Source organism: Pseudomonas sp. NPDC096950, assembly GCF_044762525.1.
Lineage (GTDB): Bacteria > Pseudomonadota > Gammaproteobacteria > Pseudomonadales > Pseudomonadaceae > Aquipseudomonas.
The window spans coordinates 230,363-250,442 of sequence record NZ_JBIWEL010000006.1; the positions used below are offsets into that span (position 1 = coordinate 230,363).

Consider the following 20,080-nt stretch of genomic DNA (forward strand, 5'->3'; position numbering starts at 1 on the left):
TTCAGACCGGACGCTTGGTGCGCATCAACTTCACGTACAGGCGTTCAACCTTCTCCCGCGCCCATGGGGTTTTGCGCAGGAACGTCAGGCTCGACTTGATGCTCGGGTCACTCTTGAAACAGCGGATATCGATACGCTCGGCCAGCCCCGACCACTCGTAGTGTTCAACCAGGGCGTTGAGGATCTGTTCCAGGGTCACACCGTGCAGCGGGTTGTTGGTCTGTTCGGTCATGCCGGGCCTTTGCGCGAAGAAAGATTGAAGAAGCCGCGCACCTTAGCCGAGGGTTTCGATTGGTGGAAGGACTGTATGCGCTGGTCTGTTAACTGTAGGTGAACCAGAAAAGATCGCAGCCTTCGGCAGCTCCTACAGTTTCGTGTACACATCCGATCGGGGCGACTCAGTAAAACCGTCGCGGATCGGTATCGATCAGGCTGGCCAGTTTGGTCAAGGCGAAGCGCAGTTCATCGTGACTGGTGGGCGACATCAACACCAGACGCACGCAACGGGTCATGCCGCTGCGCTCGGCCTGGAACTGAGAGCCACTGACCACCAGCACACCGTTGGCCCGGGCGAGCATCGTGAATTCGTCGCTGGTCCACGGCTCGGGCAACGTCAGCCACACGTGGTAGGCATACGGCTGGGTCTTGAGTTCGAAACCGGCAAAGATTTCCCGGGCGATGGCTTGCCGCGCGGCGGCTTCGTCGCGCTGGATGCGGATGAGTTTTTTATCCAGGCCTTCGGTAATCACATTGCTCGCCAGTTGCGCGGTCAGCGGCGATGGCATCCAGACGCTGCTGCGCACCATCGACGTCAGGCGCGACAGCAATTTGGGCGGGCTGTACAGATAACCGATGCGCAGCGCCGGCATGATCGACTTCGACAGGCTGGTCAGGTACACCGAACGCTCCGGCGCAAATGCCGACAGCGGTTTGATCGATGGGTCAGTGGCGAGAAAGCCGTAGATGTCATCGTCGAGAATGATGAAGTCGAACTCTTCGGCCAATGCCGCGATTTGCGCCCGACGCTGCTGCGACATGATCGCCGCCGTCGGGTTCTGGCAGGTCGCCACGCACACCAGCATCGCCGGTTTCTCCCGCAGGCACAGTTCGCGCAACGCTTCGGGAATGATTCCTTCATCGTCCATCGCCACACCACCCAGACGCCGCTCCAGCCCATGGGCCAGGGAAATGATGCCGGGGTAACAAAGTTCCTCGCAAAGCACCAGGTCGCCGGCGTTGGTCAGGGCACTCATCGCTACCATCAAGCCATGCTGGGCTCCGGCGGTGATCACCACTTGCTGCCATTGCGCATCGGGCAACCACTGGCGCAGAAACTGCGCACCGGCCTCGCGATGCGCCGGGTGACCACCGTCCGGTGCGTAATCCAGGGCACGGGCGAAATCGGTGCTCTTGGCCATGCCGATCAGGGCATCGCGCAGCCAGTATTCCAAGGTTTCGCTGTAAGGCTTGATGATCGAGAGGTCGAGCAGTTCGGACTGCCCCAGGTTCAGCGCCGTCGGGCCCTGATTCGCGGGCAGTTCAAGCGGCTGCTGGCTCTGCACATAAGTGCCGCGCCCAACTTCCCCCTGCACCAATCCACGCCGATGGGCCTCGCTGTAGGCGCGGCTGATGGTGCCCGGCGTGACGTTCAGCGTGGTGGCCAACTCCCTCAGGGTCGGCAGGCGATCGCCCTGGTTCAACACGCCATTGTTGATGTCCCGTGCCAATGCATCGGCAATCGACAAATACATCGGCTGGTTGAACTCGCTTAGCTGGGGAACCCACATGAATGATTGCTGCCCATCGTAGAAATGAGAAAAATCGGAGCATATCACATCGATACCTGACCCTTTGCGGACTGCCCAATTCGTCAAATTGAGTCTATTGCTACGATCAAAAAACGACCAAACTTCAGATAAAAATAATAAAACTTTATAAATCAATGAGATGAACTCAGATCCATGTAGATTCAGCGCAAGAATTATTTTTCGACATTGAATCAACTCAATCCATTCAAATACACTCGCCACGAATCGAATCAATCGACTCAATCCTTTCCTGATCACTGCGCGCCTGTGCCGCGCCAAGTCGAGACACCATGGACACACTCAGAAAAGATCTATCTCTGTCAGCGGTGATTGCAGGTTTTATCGCCGTGATCATTTCCTACGCCGGCCCCTTGATCATCGTGTTTCAGGCGGCGAAAGAAGCGCATTTGCCCAACGACGTGGTGTCTTCGTGGATCTGGGCGATTTCCATCGGCAGCGGCATCACCGGGCTGTTTCTGAGCTGGCGCCTGCGGGTTCCGGTGATCACTGCGTGGTCGACGCCGGGCGCGGCGTTGCTGGTGTCGATGTTGCCCAGCGTCACCCTGCCCCAAGCCATCGGCGCTTATGTGGTGGCATCGGTGATCACCGCGGTGGTCGGGTTGTCCGGGGCGTTCGACAAACTGATGAGCCGCCTGCCCAAAGCCATCGCCGCCGCCATGCTCGCGGGCATCCTGTTCCGCTTCGGCGCCGAGCTGTTCACTTCGATCAAGCTGCAACCGGCGCTGGTGCTGTCGATGATCGCGGCGTACCTGATCTGTAAACGCCTTTCGCCGCGCTACGCGATTCTGTCGGTGCTGATTGTCGGTTGCGCGGTGGCGGCTTCGTTCGGTGAACTCAACAGCGGTTCGATCACCATCGCAGTGGCCCACCCGGTCTTCACCGCTCCCGAGTGGAGCTGGCACGCGATCATCAACATTGGCCTGCCGCTGGCCCTGGTGACCCTGACCGGTCAATACGTGCCGGGCATGGCGGTACTGCGCACCTCGGGCTACAACACCCCGGCGCGCTCGATCATTTCGGTCACTGCGATTGGCTCGATCCTGATGGCGCCGTTCGGCTCCCACGGTCTTAACCTGGCGGCGATTACGGCGGCGATCTGCACCGGGCGCGAAGCCCACGAAGACCGTGACAAACGCTACATCGCCGGGATCGCCTGCGGGGTGTTCTACATTCTGATGGGCACCTTTGGCGCGACCCTGGCCTCGGTGTTTTCCGCCCTGCCCAAGGAGTTGATTGCCTCCCTCGCCGGCCTGGCCCTGTTCGGCGCGATCAGTGCCGGACTGACCGGCGCCATGGCGGATGAAAAACAGCGGGAAGCGGCGCTGATTACCTTCCTGGTGACCGCTTCGGGCATGAGCTTCCTGGGGTTGGCCGCTGCGTTCTGGGGGTTGATCTTTGGCCTGGTGGCGCACTTCGTGTTGACCTGGACTCGGGAGCTCAACGTCACTGCTATCGCCGAGGGCAAGTAAACGATAGTTGAGCACCACAATTCCTGTGGGAGCGGGCTTGCTCGCGAAAGCGGCAGGTCAGTCGACATTGATGTTGTCTGACACGCCGCCTTCGCGAGCAAGCCCGCTCCCACAAGGTCCACTTTTTTTGCCGGTTAATCCCCTGTGGCAACGGGTCGCAGCCAACTGTTACCAAATCCGAAAAGCTGCATGTCAGTAAAAGCGCTTTCTCTCTTTGTTACAGATCATTATCCTGCCGCCCTTCAGCTGAAACGCTTCACTGCCCGCTCCACCTCGTCGCGTTCAGTTCATCCCCCAGAAAAAGATCAAGAATTTCTACTTTATGCCTGATTTTCCAGCTCCGCGAGACAGCGCTGTCTTCACCCCTGTTGCCCAAAGAAAAACCCTGAACCTGATCAGCGGCCTCGGCGCCTTCGGCCTCGCCACCTGCGTTCACGCGGCCCCGGCGTTCGATAGCGATTCGAAGTGGATGCTCGGCGACTGGAACGGCACGCGCACCGAACTTTCGGAAAAAGGCTACGACTTCAAAGTCGATTACACCGGCGAAATGGGCAGCAACCTGCACGGCGGCTATGACCACGATCGCACCGCGCGCTACAGCGATCAGTTCGCCCTCGGCACGCACCTGGATTTGCAGAAGATCCTCGGCTGGGACGCTGCCGAATTCCAGCTGACCATCACCGAACGCAACGGCAACAACATCAGCAACGACCGGATCAATGATCCACGGGTCGGCGGTTTCACGTCGGCCCAGGAAGTCTGGGGCCGTGGGCAAACCTGGCGTCTGACGCAGATGTGGTATCAGCAGAAATTCTTCGACCAGAAGCTCGACATCAAGGTCGGCCGCTTTGGCGAAGGCGAAGATTTCAACAGCTTCCCCTGCGACTTCCAGAACCTGGCGTTCTGCGGCTCGCAAGTCGGCAACTGGGTCGGTGGCATCTGGTACAACTGGCCGGTCAGCCAGTGGGCGATGCGGGTTAAATATCACCTGACGCCGGAGTTGTATGCGCAGGTTGGCGCTTATGAGCAGAACCCGTCGAACCTCGATCGCGGCAATGGCTTCAAGCTCAGCGGCAGCGGCACACAAGGCGCGATCCTGCCGATTGAACTGGTGTGGACGCCAAAACTGAATGGCCTGCCGGGGGAATACCGCGCCGGTTATTACTACAGCAACGCCAAGGCCACCGACGCCTACAAGGACAGCAATGGCCAACCCGCCGCCCTGAGTGGCGAGGCTTATCGCAGTGCGTCGAGCAAGCACGGCGTATGGCTCGGTGTACAGCAGCAGATCACCAGCCGCGCCAGCGATAATTCCCGGGGCTTGAGCGTGTTTGCCAACGGCACGATGCACGACAAGAAGACCAACGCCATCGACAACTATGTCCAGGCCGGCGTCGTCTACAAAGGCCTGTTCGATGCCCGCGCCAAGGACGATATCGGCTTTGCCCTGGCCCGCGTCCACGTCAACCCGGCCTATCGCAAGAACGCCGAGGCGACCAACCAGGCCCGCGCCGTCTACGACTACGACGACCCGTCGTTCCTGCCGCCGCAAGACACCGAATACAGCGCCGAACTCTATTACGGCGTGCACGTCACCAACTGGCTGACCGTGCGCCCGAACCTGCAATACATCCGCCACCCCGGTGGCGTGGACAAGGTCGATGACGCGCTGATTGGCGGGATCAAGATCACCTCATCCTTCTAACCCACACCACAACCCCCTGTGGGAGCGCATCACAAGTTTCACTTTTATAACTGAACCATGCCCACGCCGGATCGTCATCTACAGTGAACTTGCGCGGGACTACTTAAAACGTCACGGAGAACCACACTATGAGCACTGATGGTGCTTTGAGTCGAAGCCGTCTGCTACCGAGCCTGCTCGGTATCCTGCTTCTGCTAATGGGCCTGGCCATGCTGGCCGGCGGTATCAAGCTGAGCATGCTCGGCGGCTCGCTGTATTACCTGCTGGCCGGTATCGGCCTGGCGCTGAGCGGCGTGCTGCTGATTGCCGCCCGCCGCGCTGCACTGGGCCTGTACGCACTGGTGCTGTTCGCCAGTACCGTGTGGGCATTGTGGGAAGTCGGCCTCGACTGGTGGCAACTGGTGCCGCGCCTGGCGATGCTGTTTGCCCTGGGCATCGTCATGCTGCTGCCGTGGTTCCGCCGTCCGTTGTTGCGCACCGGCCCTGCGCCGATGGGCACTGGCGCGCTGAGCGTCGCGGTTGTTCTCGCGGGCGCCGCTGCTTTGGCCAGCCAATTCACCAGCCCCGGTGAAACCAAGGGTCAACTGGACCGCGACAGCGTGCCGGGCATGACCAACACTGCCCCGGCCATGCCGGACGGTGACTGGAATTCCTACGGCCGCAGCGCCCACGGTGATCGTTACTCGCCACTGGCACAGATCACCCCGGAGAACGCGCACAAGCTGGTTCCGGCCTGGACCTTCCGCACTGGCGACATCCCTGGTCCAAACGATCCGGGCGAAACCACCGCCGAAAACACCCCGCTGAAAGTCAACGGCATGCTCTACGTGTGCACGCCGCACAGCCAGGTGATAGCCCTGGACCCGGACACCGGCAAGGAAATCTGGCGGTTCGATCCGAAGCTCTCCACGCAAAACGCGGCGAACTTCAAGGGTTGGGCGCACATGACTTGCCGTGGCGTGTCGTATCACGATGACGCCGTGTACGCGTCCGCGCAGAGCCCGACCGGCAGCGCCAACCCGGCCGCCGCCAGCAACGCTTGCCCGCGCCGCATCTTCCTGCCGACCGCCGACACCCGTCTGATCGCCCTGAACGCCGACACCGGCAAGATGTGCGAAGACTTCGGCGACAAAGGCCAGATCGACCTGCGCGCCAACATCGGCAGCTTCACCGCCGGCGGCTACTACTCCACTTCGCCTCCAGCGGTCACTAAAGACCTGGTGGTGATTGGCGGCCACGTGACCGACAACGTTTCCACCGACGAGCCAAGCGGCGTGATCCGCGCGTTCGACGTGCACACCGGCAAACTGGTGTGGAACTGGGACAGCGGCAACCCGGACGACACCACGCCGATTGCCGAAGGCAAGACCTACACCCGCAACTCGCCGAACATGTGGTCCATGTTCGCGGTCGACGAAAAACTCGGCATGCTTTACCTGCCGATGGGCAACCAGACCCCGGACCAGTTCGGTGGCGCGCGTACCCCGGAGTCGGAACTGCACGCGGCCGGCCTGACCGCCCTGGACATCAACACCGGGCATGTGAAGTGGCACTTCCAGTTCACTCACCATGACCTGTGGGACATGGACGTCGGCGGCCAGCCAACCCTGATGGACCTGAAAACCGCTGACGGCGTGAAGCCAGCGGTCCTCGCGTCCACCAAGCAAGGCAGCATCTACGTGCTGGATCGCAGCACCGGCCAGGCGATTGTGCCGATCAACGAAGTGCCAGTCCCGCAAGGTGCTGTCGCCGGTGATCACACCTCGCCAACCCAACCGAAATCCGACCTCAACCTCATGCCGCCGCCGTTGAAAGAACGCGACATGTGGGGCGTTACCCCGTTCGACCAACTGATCTGCCGGATCGACTTCAAATCCCTGCGCTACGAAGGCCCGTTCACCCCGCCATCGCTGCAAGGTTCGATCGTTTATCCAGGCAACTTCGGTGTGTTCGACTGGGGCGGCATCTCGGTTGATCCGGTGCGCCAGATCGCTTTCATGAACCCGGACTACATGGCGTTCAAATCGAAACTGATCCCGGCCGCCGAAATCGCAGCCCAAGGCCCGCGTAAAAGCGAAACCGAAGGCGTGCAGCCGAACAAAGGCGCGCCGTACGGCGTGGTTCTGGAACCGCTGCTGTCGCCAATGGGCCTGCCGTGCCAGGCACCGGCCTGGGGTTACGTGACCGCAGTCGACCTGACCACCAGCAAAGTCATCTGGAAACACAAAAATGGCACCGTGCGCGACAGCTCGCCGGTTCCAATCCCGCTGAGCATGGGCGTCCCAAGCCTGGGCGGCACGTTCACCACCGCCGGTGGCGTTGCCTTCCTGAGCGGCACCCTCGACCAGTACCTGCGTGCCTATGACGTGAAAAACGGCAAGCAACTGTGGGAAGGCCGCCTGCCAGCCGGCGCCCAAACCACGCCGATGACCTACACCGGCAAGGACGGCAAGCAATACGTGCTCGTCGTTGCCGGCGGTCACGGTTCGCTGGGCACCAAGCAAGGTGACTATGTGATGGCGTACAAACTGTCCGAGTAAGCTTTAGCGGCGGTTAAATGAAAGGCGACTCCTGTGAGGGGGTCGCCTTTTTTGTGGCCGCTCGGAACCCCTGTGGGAGCGGGCTTGCTCGCGAAAGCGGTGTATCAGTCAACATCATTGCTGAATGACATACCGCTTTCGCGAGCAAGCCCGCTCCCACAATGGTGATCAGTGTTTACAGGGACAATGACCTGTCAAAACCCTGAACACACAACCTGAAATATCCATAGCCATTGAAACCACCCCCCACCTGCCCCATCTAAGACCCATACCCCATTGCGCAGGTGCCCCATGAGCGACCAGCAAGAATTCCCTGAAGACCCGAGCGATTACGCCGAAACAGACCACATCGAACACCACTCCACCGGCAAAGGCCTTGCCCTGCCTGGCCAGAACCTGCCGGACAAGGTTTACATCATCCCGATCCACAATCGCCCGTTCTTCCCGGCCCAAGTGCTGCCGGTCATCGTCAATGAAGAGCCGTGGGCAGAAACACTGGACCTGGTGAGCAAATCCGATCATCACTCCCTGGCCCTGTTCTACATGGACACGCCCCAGGAAGATCCGCGCCATTTCGATACTGGCGCATTGCCGGAGTACGGCACGCTGGTCAAGGTGCACCACGCCAGTCGTGAAAACGGCAAATTACAATTCGTCGCCCAGGGCCTGACCCGCGTGCGGATCAAGACCTGGCTCAAGCACCATCGCCCGCCGTACCTGGTGGAAGTCGAATACCCGCACCAGCCCACCGAGCCAACCGACGAGGTCAAGGCCTACGGCATGGCGCTGATCAACGCGATCAAGGAACTGCTGCCGCTCAACCCGCTGTACAGCGAAGAGCTGAAGAATTACCTCAACCGCTTCAGCCCCAACGATCCGTCGCCGCTGACCGACTTCGCCGCCGCGCTTACGTCCGCCACCGGTGGCGAGCTGCAAGAAGTGCTCGACTGCGTGCCGATGCTCAAGCGCATGGAAAAAGTCCTGCCGATGCTGCGCAAGGAAGTCGAAGTCGCGCGCCTGCAGAAAGAAATTTCCGCCGAAGTGAACCGCAAGATCGGCGAGCATCAGCGCGAGTTCTTCCTCAAGGAGCAACTCAAGGTCATCCAGCAGGAACTGGGGCTGACCAAGGATGATCGCAGCGCCGACATCGAGCAGTTCGAGCAACGCCTGGAAGGCAAAGTGTTGCCGCCCCAGGCGCAAAAACGCATCGAAGAGGAAATGAACAAGCTGTCGATCCTCGAGACCGGTTCGCCGGAGTACGCGGTGACCCGCAACTATCTCGACTGGGCGACCTCGGTGCCGTGGGGCGTGTATGGCGAGGACAAACTCGACCTCAAGCACGCGCGCAAAGTGCTGGACAAACACCACGCTGGCCTCGACGACATCAAGGACCGCATCCTCGAATTCCTCGCGGTCGGTGCCTATAAAGGTGAGATCAGCGGCTCTATCGTGCTGTTAGTGGGTCCGCCGGGTGTGGGCAAGACCAGCGTTGGCAAATCCATCGCCGAATCCCTCGGCCGGCCGTTCTACCGCTTCAGCCTCGGCGGCATGCGCGACGAGGCCGAGATCAAGGGCCATCGCCGCACGTACATCGGCGCGCAACCGGGCAAACTCGTCCAGGCGTTGAAAGACGTCGAAGTGATGAACCCGGTGATCATGCTCGACGAGATCGACAAGATGGGCCAGAGCTACCAGGGCGACCCCGCCTCGGCGCTGCTGGAAACCCTCGACCCGGAACAGAACGTCGAATTCCTCGACCACTATCTGGACTTGCGTCTGGACCTGTCGAAAGTGCTGTTCGTCTGCACCGCCAACACCCTGGACTCGATCCCCGGCCCGTTGCTCGACCGGATGGAAGTGATTCGCCTGTCGGGCTACATCACCGAAGAAAAAATCGCCATCGCCAAGCGTCACCTGTGGCCGAAACAACTGGAAAAGGCCGGCGTGTCCAAAGGCAGCCTGAGCATCAGCGACAGCGCGTTAAAAGCATTGATCGACGGATATGCCCGTGAAGCCGGGGTGCGTCACTTGGAAAAAGAACTGGGCAAACTGGTGCGCAAAGCCGTGGTCAAGCTGATCGACGAGCCGAAAGCGGTGATCAAGATCGGCCCGAAAGACCTTGAAGCTTCACTCGGCCATCCAGTGTTCCGCAACGAGCAAGTGTTGTCCGGCACCGGCGTGATTACCGGGCTGGCCTGGACCAGCATGGGCGGCGCGACCCTGCCGATCGAAGCGACGCGGATTCACACGCTCAACCGTGGCTTCAAACTCACCGGGCAATTGGGCGATGTGATGAAAGAGTCGGCGGAAATTGCCTACAGCTACGTCAGCTCCAACCTGAAGTCGTTTGGCGGTGATCCGAAGTTCTTCGACGAAGCCTTCGTCCACCTCCACGTCCCGGAAGGCGCCACCCCGAAAGACGGCCCGAGCGCCGGTGTGACCATGGCCAGCGCCCTGCTGTCCCTGGCCCGCAACCAGGCGCCGAAAAAAGGCATCGCCATGACCGGCGAACTGACACTGACCGGGCATGTGCTGCCGATCGGCGGGGTACGCGAAAAAGTGATCGCGGCGCGGCGGCAGAAGATCTTCGAACTGATCCTGCCGGAGCCGAATCGCGGCAGCTTTGATGAATTGCCGGATTACCTGAAGGAAGGGATAACCGTGCACTTTGCCAAGCGTTTTGCGGATGTGGCGAAGATATTGTTCTGATAGTCATGTAGCGCCTGCACCACCGCTTTCGCGAGCAAGCCCGCTCCCACATTGAAATGCACTCCCCTGTGGGAGCGGGCTTGCTCGCGAAGGGGCCATCACTCACAACACCTATCCAACGGCCACCTGAAAGGCCCGACTGTCACACTTTGTCTCATCTTCAGTTATGCTCGCCGTTCGTCGTGAATGCCGGAGCCACTGACCTTATGTCCCCCACCCGCCTGTTAGTCCCCCTCGCCCTCTCCCTGCTGGCCGCCTGCGCCACGCAGACGAAACAGAACGTGACCGTGGAAAAACAAAGCGAATGCCCGGCCAGGCTCAACAACGGGCAAAACCTGATCCTGATACTGCCAAGCAACCCGACCACGGGCTATCGTTGGGCGATTCAGGATTCCGCCGGCGGCGTGTTGCGCGCCCTCAGCCCCGAGGTCTACAGCAACCCGGAAGATGCCGGGCTGGTGGGCAGCGCCGGGATTTCGACCTGGCGTTTCCAGTCGTTCGCTACCGGTACTGGCCGTTTGCGCCTGACCTACTCGCAACCGTGGGCCCCGGAAGTCCCGGCGGTGCAAACCTTCGATTGCGCGATCTCGGTTAACTGATCGTGGGCTGGCTGATCCTGGCGCTGATGGGTGCGGTGACCTTTCTTTACGGGTTGAGTGTGCATGCCGCGCTGCTCTGCCTGTTGGTCAAACCGCTGCCCGTATTGGCCCTGCTCGGCTGGTTGCACGACGCGCCGCCCACTGAATACCGGCGCTGGATCAGCTTGGGTTTGATTTTCTCCTTGGTCGGCGATGTGTTGTTGGCGTGGCCGGGGGATTTGTTTGTGTTTGGGTTGGGGGCGTTTTTGGTCGCGCATCTGGCGTACCTGAAGGCGTACCTGAGCGATTGCCGGCGCCTGGCGTTGTTGCCGTTGATCCTGGCGGTGATGGTTGGCGCAGTGCTGTTGGGGATTCTGATTTCCCACGGGTTGGGGCCGTTGCTGCTGCCGGTGATTGTGTACGGCGTGGCGATCAGCGCGATGCTCTGGCGCGCACTGGCCCGACTCGGCAGCGATGTACCCAAGCGCTCGGCGCTGCTGGCGGCGGCGGGTGCGGTGGCGTTTGTGTTTTCTGACAGCGTGATCGGGATTAGCCGTTTTGTGATGCCGTTTGAAGCGGCGCCTTACGTGATCATCCTGAGTTATTGGGTGGGGCAATGGGGGATTACGGCGTCGGCGTTTTCTGAATCCACTCGCCGCCCGGCATAGATCGTTCCCACGCTCCGCGTGGGAATGCATCCTGTGACGCTCTGCGTCACGTCGGCGAGGGGACGCGGAGCGTCCCGGGCAGCATTCCCACGCGGAGCGTGGGAACGATCTGTGGAAAACGCGGTTTATCAGACAACCCGCGCATCCCCCCGTCAATTTGGCTAAAATGCCGGCCTTTTCCACCTACGCCGCTGGAACCGCCGTGAGCAAAGAACCCGATCGCCTTTTCGCCCAGCCCTTGGCCCAGGTGCCTGACTTCGCCTTTAACGAGGATGTGGTGCGGGTGTTCCCGGACATGATCAAGCGCTCGGTGCCGGGTTATCCGACCATCGTCGAAAACCTCGGCGTGCTCGCCGCGCAGTTCGCCCAGCCCAACAGCGTGCTCTACGACCTCGGCTCGTCCCTCGGCGCTGTGACCCAGGCCCTGCGCCGGCATGTGCGCACCGACGGTTGCCGCGTTATCGCTGTGGATAACTCGGCGGCGATGGTCGAGCGTTGCCGCGAATACCTCAACGGTCAGGACTCGATGTTCCAGGAGTTGCTGCCGGTGGAAGTGATCGAAGGCGACATCCTCGCCCTGCAATTCCAGCCTGCCTCGGTGGTGGCGCTGAACTTCACCCTGCAATTCATCGCTCCGGAGCAGCGCACCGCGTTGCTCTCGCGTATTCGCCAATCGTTGTTGCCGGGCGGCGCGCTGATCCTGTCGGAGAAGCTGCGCTTCAATGACTTGGAAGAACACGCGTTGCTCACCGACCTGCACGTCGCGTTCAAACGCGCCAACGGCTACAGCGAACTGGAAATCGCCCAGAAGCGCAGCGCCATCGAAAACGTCATGAAGCCCGACAGCCTCGAAGAACACCGCGAACGCCTGTTGGCCGCCGGGTTCTCGAAAGTCGTGCCGTGGTTCCAGTGTCTTAACTTTGCCTCGTTGATTGCCTTGCCATGATTGATCTGTCCCCCCTCGCCCGCCGTCTGGCCGGCACCCCGCTGGCCGAATGGGCCAACACCCTGCAAGCGCAACTCGACAAGAAAATGGAAAAGGGTCATGGCGACCTGGAGCGCTGGCAAAGTGCGCTGGACGCCTTGCCGAAGATCCAGCCAAGCGAGGTCGACCTGCTCAACGGCCTGACCCTCGACACCGATTGCGACGATGAAACCCGCGCGCAAATGCGTACCGCACTGATGGGCCTGTCGCCATGGCGCAAGGGGCCGTTCGATTTGTTCGGCGTGCACGTCGACACCGAATGGCGCTCGGACTGGAAATGGTCGCGGGTGGCGCCGCATCTGGACCTGAAGGGCAAACGCATCCTCGATGTCGGTTGCGGCAACGGCTACTACATGTGGCGCATGCTCGGTGCCGGGGCTGACAGCGTGATTGGTGTCGATCCTAACTGGCTGTTCTTCTGCCAGTTCCAGGCGGTGCAGCGTTACCTGTCCGAACCGAATGCCTGGCACCTGCCGTTCCCGTTCGAAGACCTGCCGCCGAACATGGAAGGCTTCGACACCGTGTTTTCCATGGGCGTGTTCTATCACCGCCGCTCGCCGATCGAGCATTTGCTGGCGCTGAAGGATTGCCTGGTCAAGGGCGGCGAACTGGTGCTGGAGACGCTGGTGATCGAAGGCGATCAGCAGCAGGTATTGGTGCCGGAAGACCGTTATGCGCAGATGCGCAACGTGTGGTTCCTGCCGTCGGTGCCAGCACTGGAACTGTGGCTGCGGCGAGCCGGGTTCACGGATGTTCGTTGTGTGGATGTGAGCGTGACCACCGTCGAGGAACAACGCGGGACGGAGTGGATGAAATACCAGTCGTTGAGTGACTTCCTCGATCCGCAGGATCACAGCAAAACGATTGAAGGGCTGCCGGCGCCGATGCGGGCCGTCATCGTCGCTCGCAAATAATCCCCCGATCTCCCTACCTGATGGAGATCCAAATGTGGGAGCGAGCCTGCTCGCGAAGACGCCGGTACATCCAGCATTGATGTGACTGACATACCGCTTTCGCGAGCAGGCTCGCTCCCACAATTGATTAGAGTGGCTGCCGATTTTGCGCTCGACGCCAATCTCCTGTGGGAGCGGGCTTGCTCGCGAAAGCGGTGGATCAGTCAACATCTCCGTTGAATGTTAATCCGCCTTCGCGAGCAAGCCCGCTCCCACATTTTTGATCGGCGTTTACTCGGCGGGTTTGGCTCTTCGGGCCTTGAAGAATTCGCTCAGCACCGCGCCACACTCTTCGGCCAACACCCCGCCCTCAAACAACACCCGGTGATTCAAGAAGCCCTGGGTAAAAAACTCCCCCTGACTCTGCACAATCCCGGCCTTGGGCTCCAGGGCGCCGTACACCACTCGCGCGATGCGCGAATGCACGATCAGGCCGGCGCACATGCTGCACGGCTCCAGGGTCACGTAGAGGGTGCTGCCGGGCAGGCGATAGTTGCTGGCGGCCAGGGCGGCGGCGCGGATCGCGACCATTTCGGCGTGGGCGCTGGGGTCATTGCCGCTGATCGGGCAATTGAAGCCGCGCCCGATGATTTCCCCGTCCTGCACCAGCACCGCGCCCACGGGCACTTCGCCGAGGGCCGCGCCTTTGGCGGCGAGGGCCAGGGCTTCGCGCATGAAGTCGCGGTCGCGGCTGCGGTCGATGATCGCGGCGGGACGAATCTGACGCATCACGCTACCTCGATGGCGGCCATCAGGCCGGTTTCCATGTGGTCGATCACATGGCAGTGGAACATCCAGACTCCCGGGTTATCCGCCACCAGCGCCACTTGCGCGCGCTCGTTCTTGCCCAACAGGTAGGTGTCGGTGAAGTACGGGATGACCTTGTGCCGGTTCGAGGCAATCACCTTGAAACTCATGCCGTGCAGGTGAATCGGGTGTTGGTACTGAGTCATGTTCTTCAATTCGAAAATGTAGCTTTTACCCTTCTCAAGCTTGGCAATCGGGCGGTCGGCGCAGGTCTTGTCGGTGATGTCCCAGGCCTTGCCGTTGATCTGCCACAGGCTCGGCGGCTTGCCGTTGTCGACGTTGACCGACACCGAACCCACCCATTCGAAATTGAAGTTGAGTTTCTCGGCATTGGCCAGGTCCGGCTCGGCCACCGGGTTGGCGGGCAATGCTGGCGGCCATTGGGTCGGTGCATCGGTGTTCGCCACTGAACGCAGCGTGCCCAGGCGCACCGGGCCGTTGCGCAAGGATAGCTCTTCACCAGCTGGCGGGGCTTTGATTGCCAGGCAGATGCGCATACCCGGACCGAGCCAATATTCCTTGCCCAACGGGCGCGGTTCGATGGGGTTGCCGTCCAGCGCGTAGATCTGCGCTTCGACACCGGGAATGTTGAGGCGATAGGTCAGGGTGTTGTCGAGGTTGAGCAAACGCACGCGAGTGATCTGCCCGGCGGGCAATTCGATCACCGCTTGCGGCACGCCGTTGATGGTCGACAACCGCCCCGCCGTGCCGCCACGGGCCGCTTCACGCGGAATGCTGAAGGCGACGAACGCGCCTTCTTCATCGACGTGCCAGCTCTTCAGGCTCAGGGTTTTTTCGTACTTGAAACCGGTGGGCTCGCGTTCTTCGATGATCAGCGGGCCGACCAGACCACGGCCGAGTTCTTCGCTGCTGTTTACGTGGGGGTGATACCAGTAGCTGCCGGCGTCGGGCACGCGGAATTTGTAGTCGAAGTATTCACCCGGCAATACCGGCAGTTGCGAGACATAGGGAACGCCGTCCATTTCCAGCGGCAGGCGGATGCCATGCCAGTGGATGGTGGTCGCGACCGGCAGGTGATTGATGAAGCGCACCCGCAGCCATTCGCCCTGTCGCACGCGCAACTCGGTGCCCGGCGCCGACGGGCCGAAGGCCCAGGCTTCGGTCTTGTGCCCGGCGACCAGCTCGACGTCCAGCGGCGCGGCGATCAGCTCATAGTCGTGGCCCGCATCCGCGTCGGCCATCTTGCCCAGCCAGTAACGCGACGCGCCACCGGCCCCCACGCCAACCACCACAAGACCGGCCAGACCACCGAGTATTTGTCGACGGGTAAAGGACATGAACTCAACTACCTCACGTATCAGCGACAGGCCTGGGGCCCGCAAAAGGCGAATACGATACACCTGCGGTTGAGAAACAGTAAGGGCGGGGCGGCGGATGGCCGCAGGCGTCTGCAAGGGCCACCCCTCACCCTAACCCTCTCCCCAGAGGGTAGAGGGGACTGACCGAGTTGATCCTGGAGCTACATCGACCTGAAAAACCGAGTCGAACTCAGGTTTGTCTTCGCGATTTAATGTCGAACTCTGAACCTGAAAACCATGGAGATCGGCTCCCTTTCCCCCTCTCCCCTTTGGGGAGAGGGCTGGGGTGAGGGGTCGCTCTTGACCCTGCCCACCTAACGCCCAGCAACTACCAATCCCATCAACAAATGCACCACCCCATCATCCAGCAGCATAACCCCCGGCACACCGGCCTTATTTAAAGCCTGCCGATCCATCTGCGCCACATCGCGCAACTCCACCCGCACCCGCGTCAGCGCCACGGGCTTCTGCGACTTGAGGTTATCCACCCCGCCCAACGCCGCTACGATATCCCCGGCCAAACCCGCAACCGGTTGAACAACCTGCTTGGGTTCATCCACCACCAGATCCGGGGTCAACGCCTTCCAGAACGCCCGCTGCATTTTCTCGAACATGCTCAGTTCTCCAGAACCAGTGAAGTATCGACCGTCGCCTCGTGATACAGCCGCAACGCCTCGCGCACCTGCTCGGCGCTTTCCAGCCCCAGCACTTGTTGGGCGATGGCCTGGCAGTCCGTCAGATCCACTTCCCGCACCGCCGCTTTCACCGCCGGAATCAGCGGCACACTCACCGACAATTCATCCACCCCCAACCCCAGCAACAACGGCGTCGCCAGGGTTTCCGAGGCCAGGGCGCCACACACGCCGACCCATTTGCCGTGGGCATGGGCCGCTTTGACCGTGCTGGCGATCAAGCGCAACACCGACGGGTGAAAGCTGTCGGCCTGACTGGCCAGGCGTGGGTGATCACGGTCCATGGCCAGGGTGTATTGGGTCAGGTCGTTGGTGCCGATGGAGAAGAATTCCACCTCGGGCGCAAACAGATCCGCCATCAACGCCGCTGCCGGTACTTCGATCATGATCCCCAGTTTCGGCAGCTCCGTGAGGCCCAGGGCCAGTGCCTCTTCTTCCAGCAGTTGCCGGGCCAGACGCAATTCCGAGAGCTGCGCAACCATCGGCAACATGATGTGCAAACGAGCGAGCCCGGCGCTGCTGAGGATCGCCTTGAACTGATCCCGCAGCAGTTGCGGGCGCTCCAGGCACAGGCGAATCCCGCGCATGCCGAGGAACGGATTGGTTTCGGTATCCATCGGCACGTAGGCCAAAGGTTTATCGCCGCCAACATCCAGGGTGCGCACCACCAGATTGCGCGTCGGCCCCAGTGCGCGGGCGATGGCGCTGTAGGTGGACGCCTGTTCGTCATGGCTCGGCGCGTGGTTGCGATCCAGATAAAGAAACTCCGAACGCAACAGCCCGACGCCTTCACCGCCCAGCGTCATGGCCTGCTCGGTTTCGCTCAGCGAGGCGACATTGGCCGTGACCTCGATGTGATGACCGTCGCGGGTGCACGCGGCGAGTGTGGCGTGGGCCAGTTCATGTTGATGGCGTTTCTGTTGTTGCTGACGATTGGCTTGCAGTTGTTCGATAGCCGCCAGATCCGGATCGAGCTGCAACTCGCCCTTGTCGGCATCGAGCAACACTTGCGTACCGTCAGCCAGCGCCAGCACCTGGACCGGCAAACCGCAGATCGCCGGCAGGCCCGCAGCCCGGGCCAGGATCGCGACGTGGCTGGTGGCGCCACCGCCGACCGTGGCGAACCCCAGCACCTTGCGGGTATCGAGCCCGGCAGTCTGGGATGGCGTCAGTTGTTCGGCGATCAGGATCGCGCCTTCCGGCAAGTCGATTGCATGATCCTGCACACCCAGAATCTGTCTGAGCACCCGCTGACCGACGTCCGCCAAGTCTGCCGCGCGCTCGGCCAACAAGGCATTGCCCATGCTTTTGAACAGGGTGGCCGTCGACTCCGTGGCCGCGCGCCAGGCGAACGCCGCGCTTTTGCCTTCGTTGATCAGCACGTGAGCCACTTCCAGCAGACTCGGATCTTCGAGCAGTTCCTGATGCGCCTTGAAGATGTCTGCCTGCGCGTCGCCAGTCGCGTTGTCGCGCAACTGCTGCAAGGCCGCCAAGGCCTCGGCCAAGCCCCGGGCCAGATGATCGCGTTCAGCCTGCGGTGTGGTGCCGAGTTCAATGACCTCCAGTTTTTGGTCAGTGATCTGCACCACTTGGCCAAACGCTGATCCGGCCGATGCGCAAACCCCGCGCAGCACCTTCAGCGATGAAGCCTCGATCTCGTTCACCTCAACCGACGGCGTCACCGCTTCACCGCAGCCCGACGCCAACAACTCGGCCAGGGTCTTGATCGCTTCTTCAGCATCCGGCCCCGCCGCGCTGACTTGCACCACGTCACCGTGAGCGGTCTGCAACGTCATGATCGCCACCAGGGATTTCGCGTTCACGCTGTCCTGCTGTTTGTGCAGGAAAATGCTCGCGGAGAATCTCTTGGCGGCCTGGGCAAACACCGCCGCCGGACGCGCATGCAAGCCGTTCGGGTTGGCCAGGGTTACCGGTTTGGAGAACAGCGCTTCGCCTTCCTCCGCGTTCACTTCATCGGCCGGTTGCCCACCGCTGTTCACTCCCAGCAATGGCTGGCCGGTGTCGACCACGCCCGATTCGGGCACCAGCCAGGTGAACGGCTCACCGCTGACCACCAGCATTAACGTCAGCAGGCTACGGGCGTTCAGCGCGACAAAATCGACATCGAACTCGATCAGCGACTGCCCGACATCCACCTGCTCGCCCTCCTCCACCAACCGGGTGAAGCCCTTGCCGGCCAGGTTCACCGTGTCGAGGCCGATGTGCATCAGCACTTGCACGCCATTCTCCCCGGTGATGCTGATCGCATGCCCACTGGTCTGCACGTTGCTGACCACCCCGGCCAGCGGCGCGCACAAGGTGCTCGAAGTCGGATCGATGCACAGGCCATCGCCGATCACCCGAGTGGAAAACACCGGGTCGGGGACAAGCTCCAGTGGCATCAATACGCCGGACAGTGGCGCATGCAGCTGCAATTGTTGGGATGTGGCCATGACGTCACCTGCTGTTTTGTTCTTTGAAGTGCCGATGGAGCGCGAGGCCCCGACAGCATCGCTTATTTCCACCAGTACTCGACCTGCAATCCGACATTCGCACCGTGGCGCGCCGTGCCGAAGGCGCCGGTGTCGGACAACGCCGAGCCCGACGCCAGTTCATTGGCCGCCCGTTTGGCCGCCTCGTTCCAGCTCGCATAGGTGTAATACAGGCGCACCTCGGGGCGCGCCCAGAATTCCGGGCCCTTGGGCGACCAGGTCGGGGCGAAGGTGAATTTGCTCAACTTGCGCGTCCCGCCGGGGGCATCGACTTGATCGTGACCCAGTTCGGTCACCAGTTTGAACTGCTCGGTGATCGCATAGGCCGGGCGCACGCCGATGGACATCCAGTTCTGGTCGGCGCCGTCCGGGCGAATATCTTTCTGATACACCGCCTCGATCTGCCCACCAAAACGCGGTGTAACCTGCCAGTCGAAAAACTCCACCACGCGATAGCTTTTGTTGCTGTCGTCGAGCTTCACGTTACCGGTATAACCCAACCCGGTGCCGGGGCCTTCGCCGTACTGGAAGGCCAGTTTGTTCTTGCCGCCGAGAAAGCCTTTCTGCACATGCTGGGCAGTGACTGCCCAGCCACGGTGCGCATCGCGGCTGTCGGGTTTGTCGATGTAACTCAGGCCCAGTTCCAGCTCACCGCCGGGGTTGGTGTTGAATCCGGCGACGTTGAAGTCATGCCGATTGATGTAGTCCTTCTGGTACAGGTTGTCCTTGCGCGAGTAGGCGTAGCTGTATTTCAGATCGCCGATCAACACGTCTTCGATACCGCCGCCGGTGGCGCTCTGGTTCCAATAGTAGAAGTCGGAAATGTGGATATCGTTCCGCTTGTAGTAACGCCGACCGGCCCACAGCGAACCGCCATTCAGGCTCGGCATGTTCGACCATTGTGCGTACATCTGCGGCATCCGAACCGAGCCATTGTCGCCGTTGAAGGTCAGGTCCTTGTCGTACTGGTTATACAGCGAAGCCATGCCGTCGACACTGATCACCGAGCCGTCGTCCAGGGTGTAAAGATCCTGGCGCAATTCAAGTTCGGCGTACTGTTCGCATTCGTTGCCCAAACGGTATTTGGTCTGCGCCCCCGGTAATTGAAAACACTGTTGTTTACCGCTGTTGACCGAAGTCCCGACGCCGCTGCGCAAGTAACCGGCGAACTCCAGCGCCTGGGCCGAAAGCGGCAAAGCCAGGCACACGCCTGCTGCGACAAGGCTGCGATTTATTGTTGTTTTCAAGTGCTACCCCATTATTTTTATTGTGTACTGCAGCAAAAACGGCGTGCAAAACTCCCCCGCGCAGCGTTCTGCGTGTTTTTGAAAACG

The 20,080-nt window shown here is 61.1% G+C and carries 15 protein-coding genes; 8 read left to right on the forward strand and 7 right to left on the reverse strand.

The genetic code is table 11. The features are described from left to right. Position 1: 1 nt before the first annotated feature. Together ACIQY3_RS13365 and ACIQY3_RS13370 are read right to left on the reverse strand one after the other, a co-directional pair. A complete protein-coding gene (locus tag ACIQY3_RS13365; RefSeq protein ID WP_403019924.1) occupies positions 2-232 on the reverse strand; it encodes a VF530 family DNA-binding protein in 231 nt (76 codons plus the stop codon). A 166-nt stretch (positions 233-398) separates the two neighbouring features. Beyond that, positions 399-1,787, reverse strand: coding sequence for a PLP-dependent aminotransferase family protein (locus ACIQY3_RS13370; protein ID WP_403019925.1), 1,389 nt, complete (start codon positions 1,785-1,787; stop codon positions 399-401). 311 nt (positions 1,788-2,098) lie between these two features. On the opposite strand from ACIQY3_RS13370, the gene ACIQY3_RS13375 reads away from it, so the two are divergent. The 8 genes from ACIQY3_RS13375 (at position 2,099) to cmoB (ending at position 13,397) form a co-directional block, all read left to right on the forward strand. Beyond that, the gene (locus tag ACIQY3_RS13375) at positions 2,099-3,298 is read left to right on the forward strand and encodes a benzoate/H(+) symporter BenE family transporter (RefSeq protein WP_403019927.1); all 1,200 of its coding nucleotides are present in this window, start codon (positions 2,099-2,101) and stop codon (positions 3,296-3,298) included. A gap of 322 nt (positions 3,299-3,620) precedes the next feature. Next, on the forward strand, positions 3,621-5,003 hold the full coding sequence (locus tag ACIQY3_RS13380) for a carbohydrate porin (protein ID WP_403019928.1): 1,383 nt from the start codon (positions 3,621-3,623) through the stop codon (positions 5,001-5,003). A 128-nt stretch (positions 5,004-5,131) separates the two neighbouring features. Further along, positions 5,132-7,543: a glucose/quinate/shikimate family membrane-bound PQQ-dependent dehydrogenase gene (locus ACIQY3_RS13385; RefSeq protein WP_403019929.1), complete on the forward strand. Its 2,412-nt coding sequence runs from the start codon at positions 5,132-5,134 to the stop codon at positions 7,541-7,543. A gap of 291 nt (positions 7,544-7,834) precedes the next feature. Continuing rightward, positions 7,835-10,252, forward strand: a complete 2,418-nt coding sequence (lon, locus tag ACIQY3_RS13390; RefSeq protein WP_403019931.1) for an endopeptidase La — start codon at positions 7,835-7,837, stop codon at positions 10,250-10,252. A gap of 206 nt (positions 10,253-10,458) precedes the next feature. Beyond that, positions 10,459-10,851, forward strand: a complete 393-nt coding sequence (locus ACIQY3_RS13395) for a protease inhibitor I42 family protein (RefSeq protein ID WP_403019933.1) — start codon at positions 10,459-10,461, stop codon at positions 10,849-10,851. A gap of 2 nt (positions 10,852-10,853) precedes the next feature. Then, a complete protein-coding gene (locus ACIQY3_RS13400) occupies positions 10,854-11,498 on the forward strand; it encodes a lysoplasmalogenase (RefSeq protein ID WP_403019935.1) in 645 nt (214 codons plus the stop codon). Positions 11,499-11,664: 166 nt separating this feature from the next. Then, positions 11,665-12,444 carry a carboxy-S-adenosyl-L-methionine synthase CmoA gene (cmoA, locus tag ACIQY3_RS13405; protein ID WP_403019936.1) on the forward strand — a complete coding sequence of 260 codons (780 nt, stop codon included), beginning with the start codon at positions 11,665-11,667 and terminating at the stop codon, positions 12,442-12,444. After that, positions 12,441-13,397, forward strand: coding sequence for a tRNA 5-methoxyuridine(34)/uridine 5-oxyacetic acid(34) synthase CmoB (gene cmoB, locus ACIQY3_RS13410; RefSeq protein ID WP_403019938.1), 957 nt, complete (start codon positions 12,441-12,443; stop codon positions 13,395-13,397). Before cmoA ends, cmoB begins: the two co-directional genes overlap by 4 nt. 270 nt (positions 13,398-13,667) lie before the next feature. On the opposite strand, the gene tadA is transcribed toward cmoB, so the two are convergent. The 5 genes from tadA to ACIQY3_RS13435 all read right to left on the reverse strand — a co-directional run bounded on the left by tadA (position 13,668) and on the right by ACIQY3_RS13435 (position 19,993). After that, positions 13,668-14,165 (reverse strand): tRNA adenosine(34) deaminase TadA, encoded by a 498-nt coding sequence (tadA, locus tag ACIQY3_RS13415; protein ID WP_403019940.1) that lies wholly within the window; start codon positions 14,163-14,165, stop codon positions 13,668-13,670. Further along, positions 14,165-15,541, reverse strand: coding sequence for a multicopper oxidase family protein (locus ACIQY3_RS13420; RefSeq protein ID WP_403019941.1), 1,377 nt, complete (start codon positions 15,539-15,541; stop codon positions 14,165-14,167). Before ACIQY3_RS13420 ends, tadA begins: the two co-directional genes overlap by 1 nt. 335 nt (positions 15,542-15,876) lie before the next feature. After that, positions 15,877-16,176 carry a PTS glucose transporter subunit IIB gene (locus tag ACIQY3_RS13425; RefSeq protein WP_403019942.1) on the reverse strand — a complete coding sequence of 100 codons (300 nt, stop codon included), beginning with the start codon at positions 16,174-16,176 and terminating at the stop codon, positions 15,877-15,879. 2 nt (positions 16,177-16,178) lie between these two features. After that, positions 16,179-18,707, reverse strand: coding sequence for a phosphoenolpyruvate--protein phosphotransferase (gene ptsP, locus ACIQY3_RS13430; protein ID WP_403019943.1), 2,529 nt, complete (start codon positions 18,705-18,707; stop codon positions 16,179-16,181). A gap of 62 nt (positions 18,708-18,769) precedes the next feature. Continuing rightward, positions 18,770-19,993: a maltoporin gene (locus ACIQY3_RS13435; RefSeq protein WP_403019944.1), complete on the reverse strand. Its 1,224-nt coding sequence runs from the start codon at positions 19,991-19,993 to the stop codon at positions 18,770-18,772. Positions 19,994-20,080 lie beyond the last annotated feature (87 nt).

Excerpts from the sequence above, each read along its gene's own strand:
- ACIQY3_RS13365 (WP_403019924.1), bottom strand. The coding sequence starts at position 232 with ATGACCGAACAGACCAACAACCCGCTGCACGGTGTGACCCTGGAACAG.
- cmoA (WP_403019936.1), top strand. The coding sequence starts at position 11,665 with ATGCCGGCCTTTTCCACCTACGCCGCTGGAACCGCCGTGAGCAAAGAA.
- ptsP (WP_403019943.1), bottom strand. The coding sequence starts at position 18,707 with ATGGCCACATCCCAACAATTGCAGCTGCATGCGCCACTGTCCGGCGTA.
- tadA (WP_403019940.1), bottom strand. The coding sequence starts at position 14,165 with ATGCGTCAGATTCGTCCCGCCGCGATCATCGACCGCAGCCGCGACCGC.
- ACIQY3_RS13425 (WP_403019942.1), bottom strand. The coding sequence starts at position 16,176 with ATGTTCGAGAAAATGCAGCGGGCGTTCTGGAAGGCGTTGACCCCGGAT.
- ACIQY3_RS13385 (WP_403019929.1), top strand. The coding sequence starts at position 5,132 with ATGAGCACTGATGGTGCTTTGAGTCGAAGCCGTCTGCTACCGAGCCTG.
- cmoB (WP_403019938.1), top strand. The coding sequence starts at position 12,441 with ATGATTGATCTGTCCCCCCTCGCCCGCCGTCTGGCCGGCACCCCGCTG.
- ACIQY3_RS13370 (WP_403019925.1), bottom strand. The coding sequence starts at position 1,787 with ATGTGGGTTCCCCAGCTAAGCGAGTTCAACCAGCCGATGTATTTGTCG.
- ACIQY3_RS13420 (WP_403019941.1), bottom strand. The coding sequence starts at position 15,541 with ATGTCCTTTACCCGTCGACAAATACTCGGTGGTCTGGCCGGTCTTGTG.
- ACIQY3_RS13375 (WP_403019927.1), top strand. The coding sequence starts at position 2,099 with ATGGACACACTCAGAAAAGATCTATCTCTGTCAGCGGTGATTGCAGGT.
- ACIQY3_RS13380 (WP_403019928.1), top strand. The coding sequence starts at position 3,621 with ATGCCTGATTTTCCAGCTCCGCGAGACAGCGCTGTCTTCACCCCTGTT.
- ACIQY3_RS13395 (WP_403019933.1), top strand. The coding sequence starts at position 10,459 with ATGTCCCCCACCCGCCTGTTAGTCCCCCTCGCCCTCTCCCTGCTGGCC.
- lon (WP_403019931.1), top strand. The coding sequence starts at position 7,835 with ATGAGCGACCAGCAAGAATTCCCTGAAGACCCGAGCGATTACGCCGAA.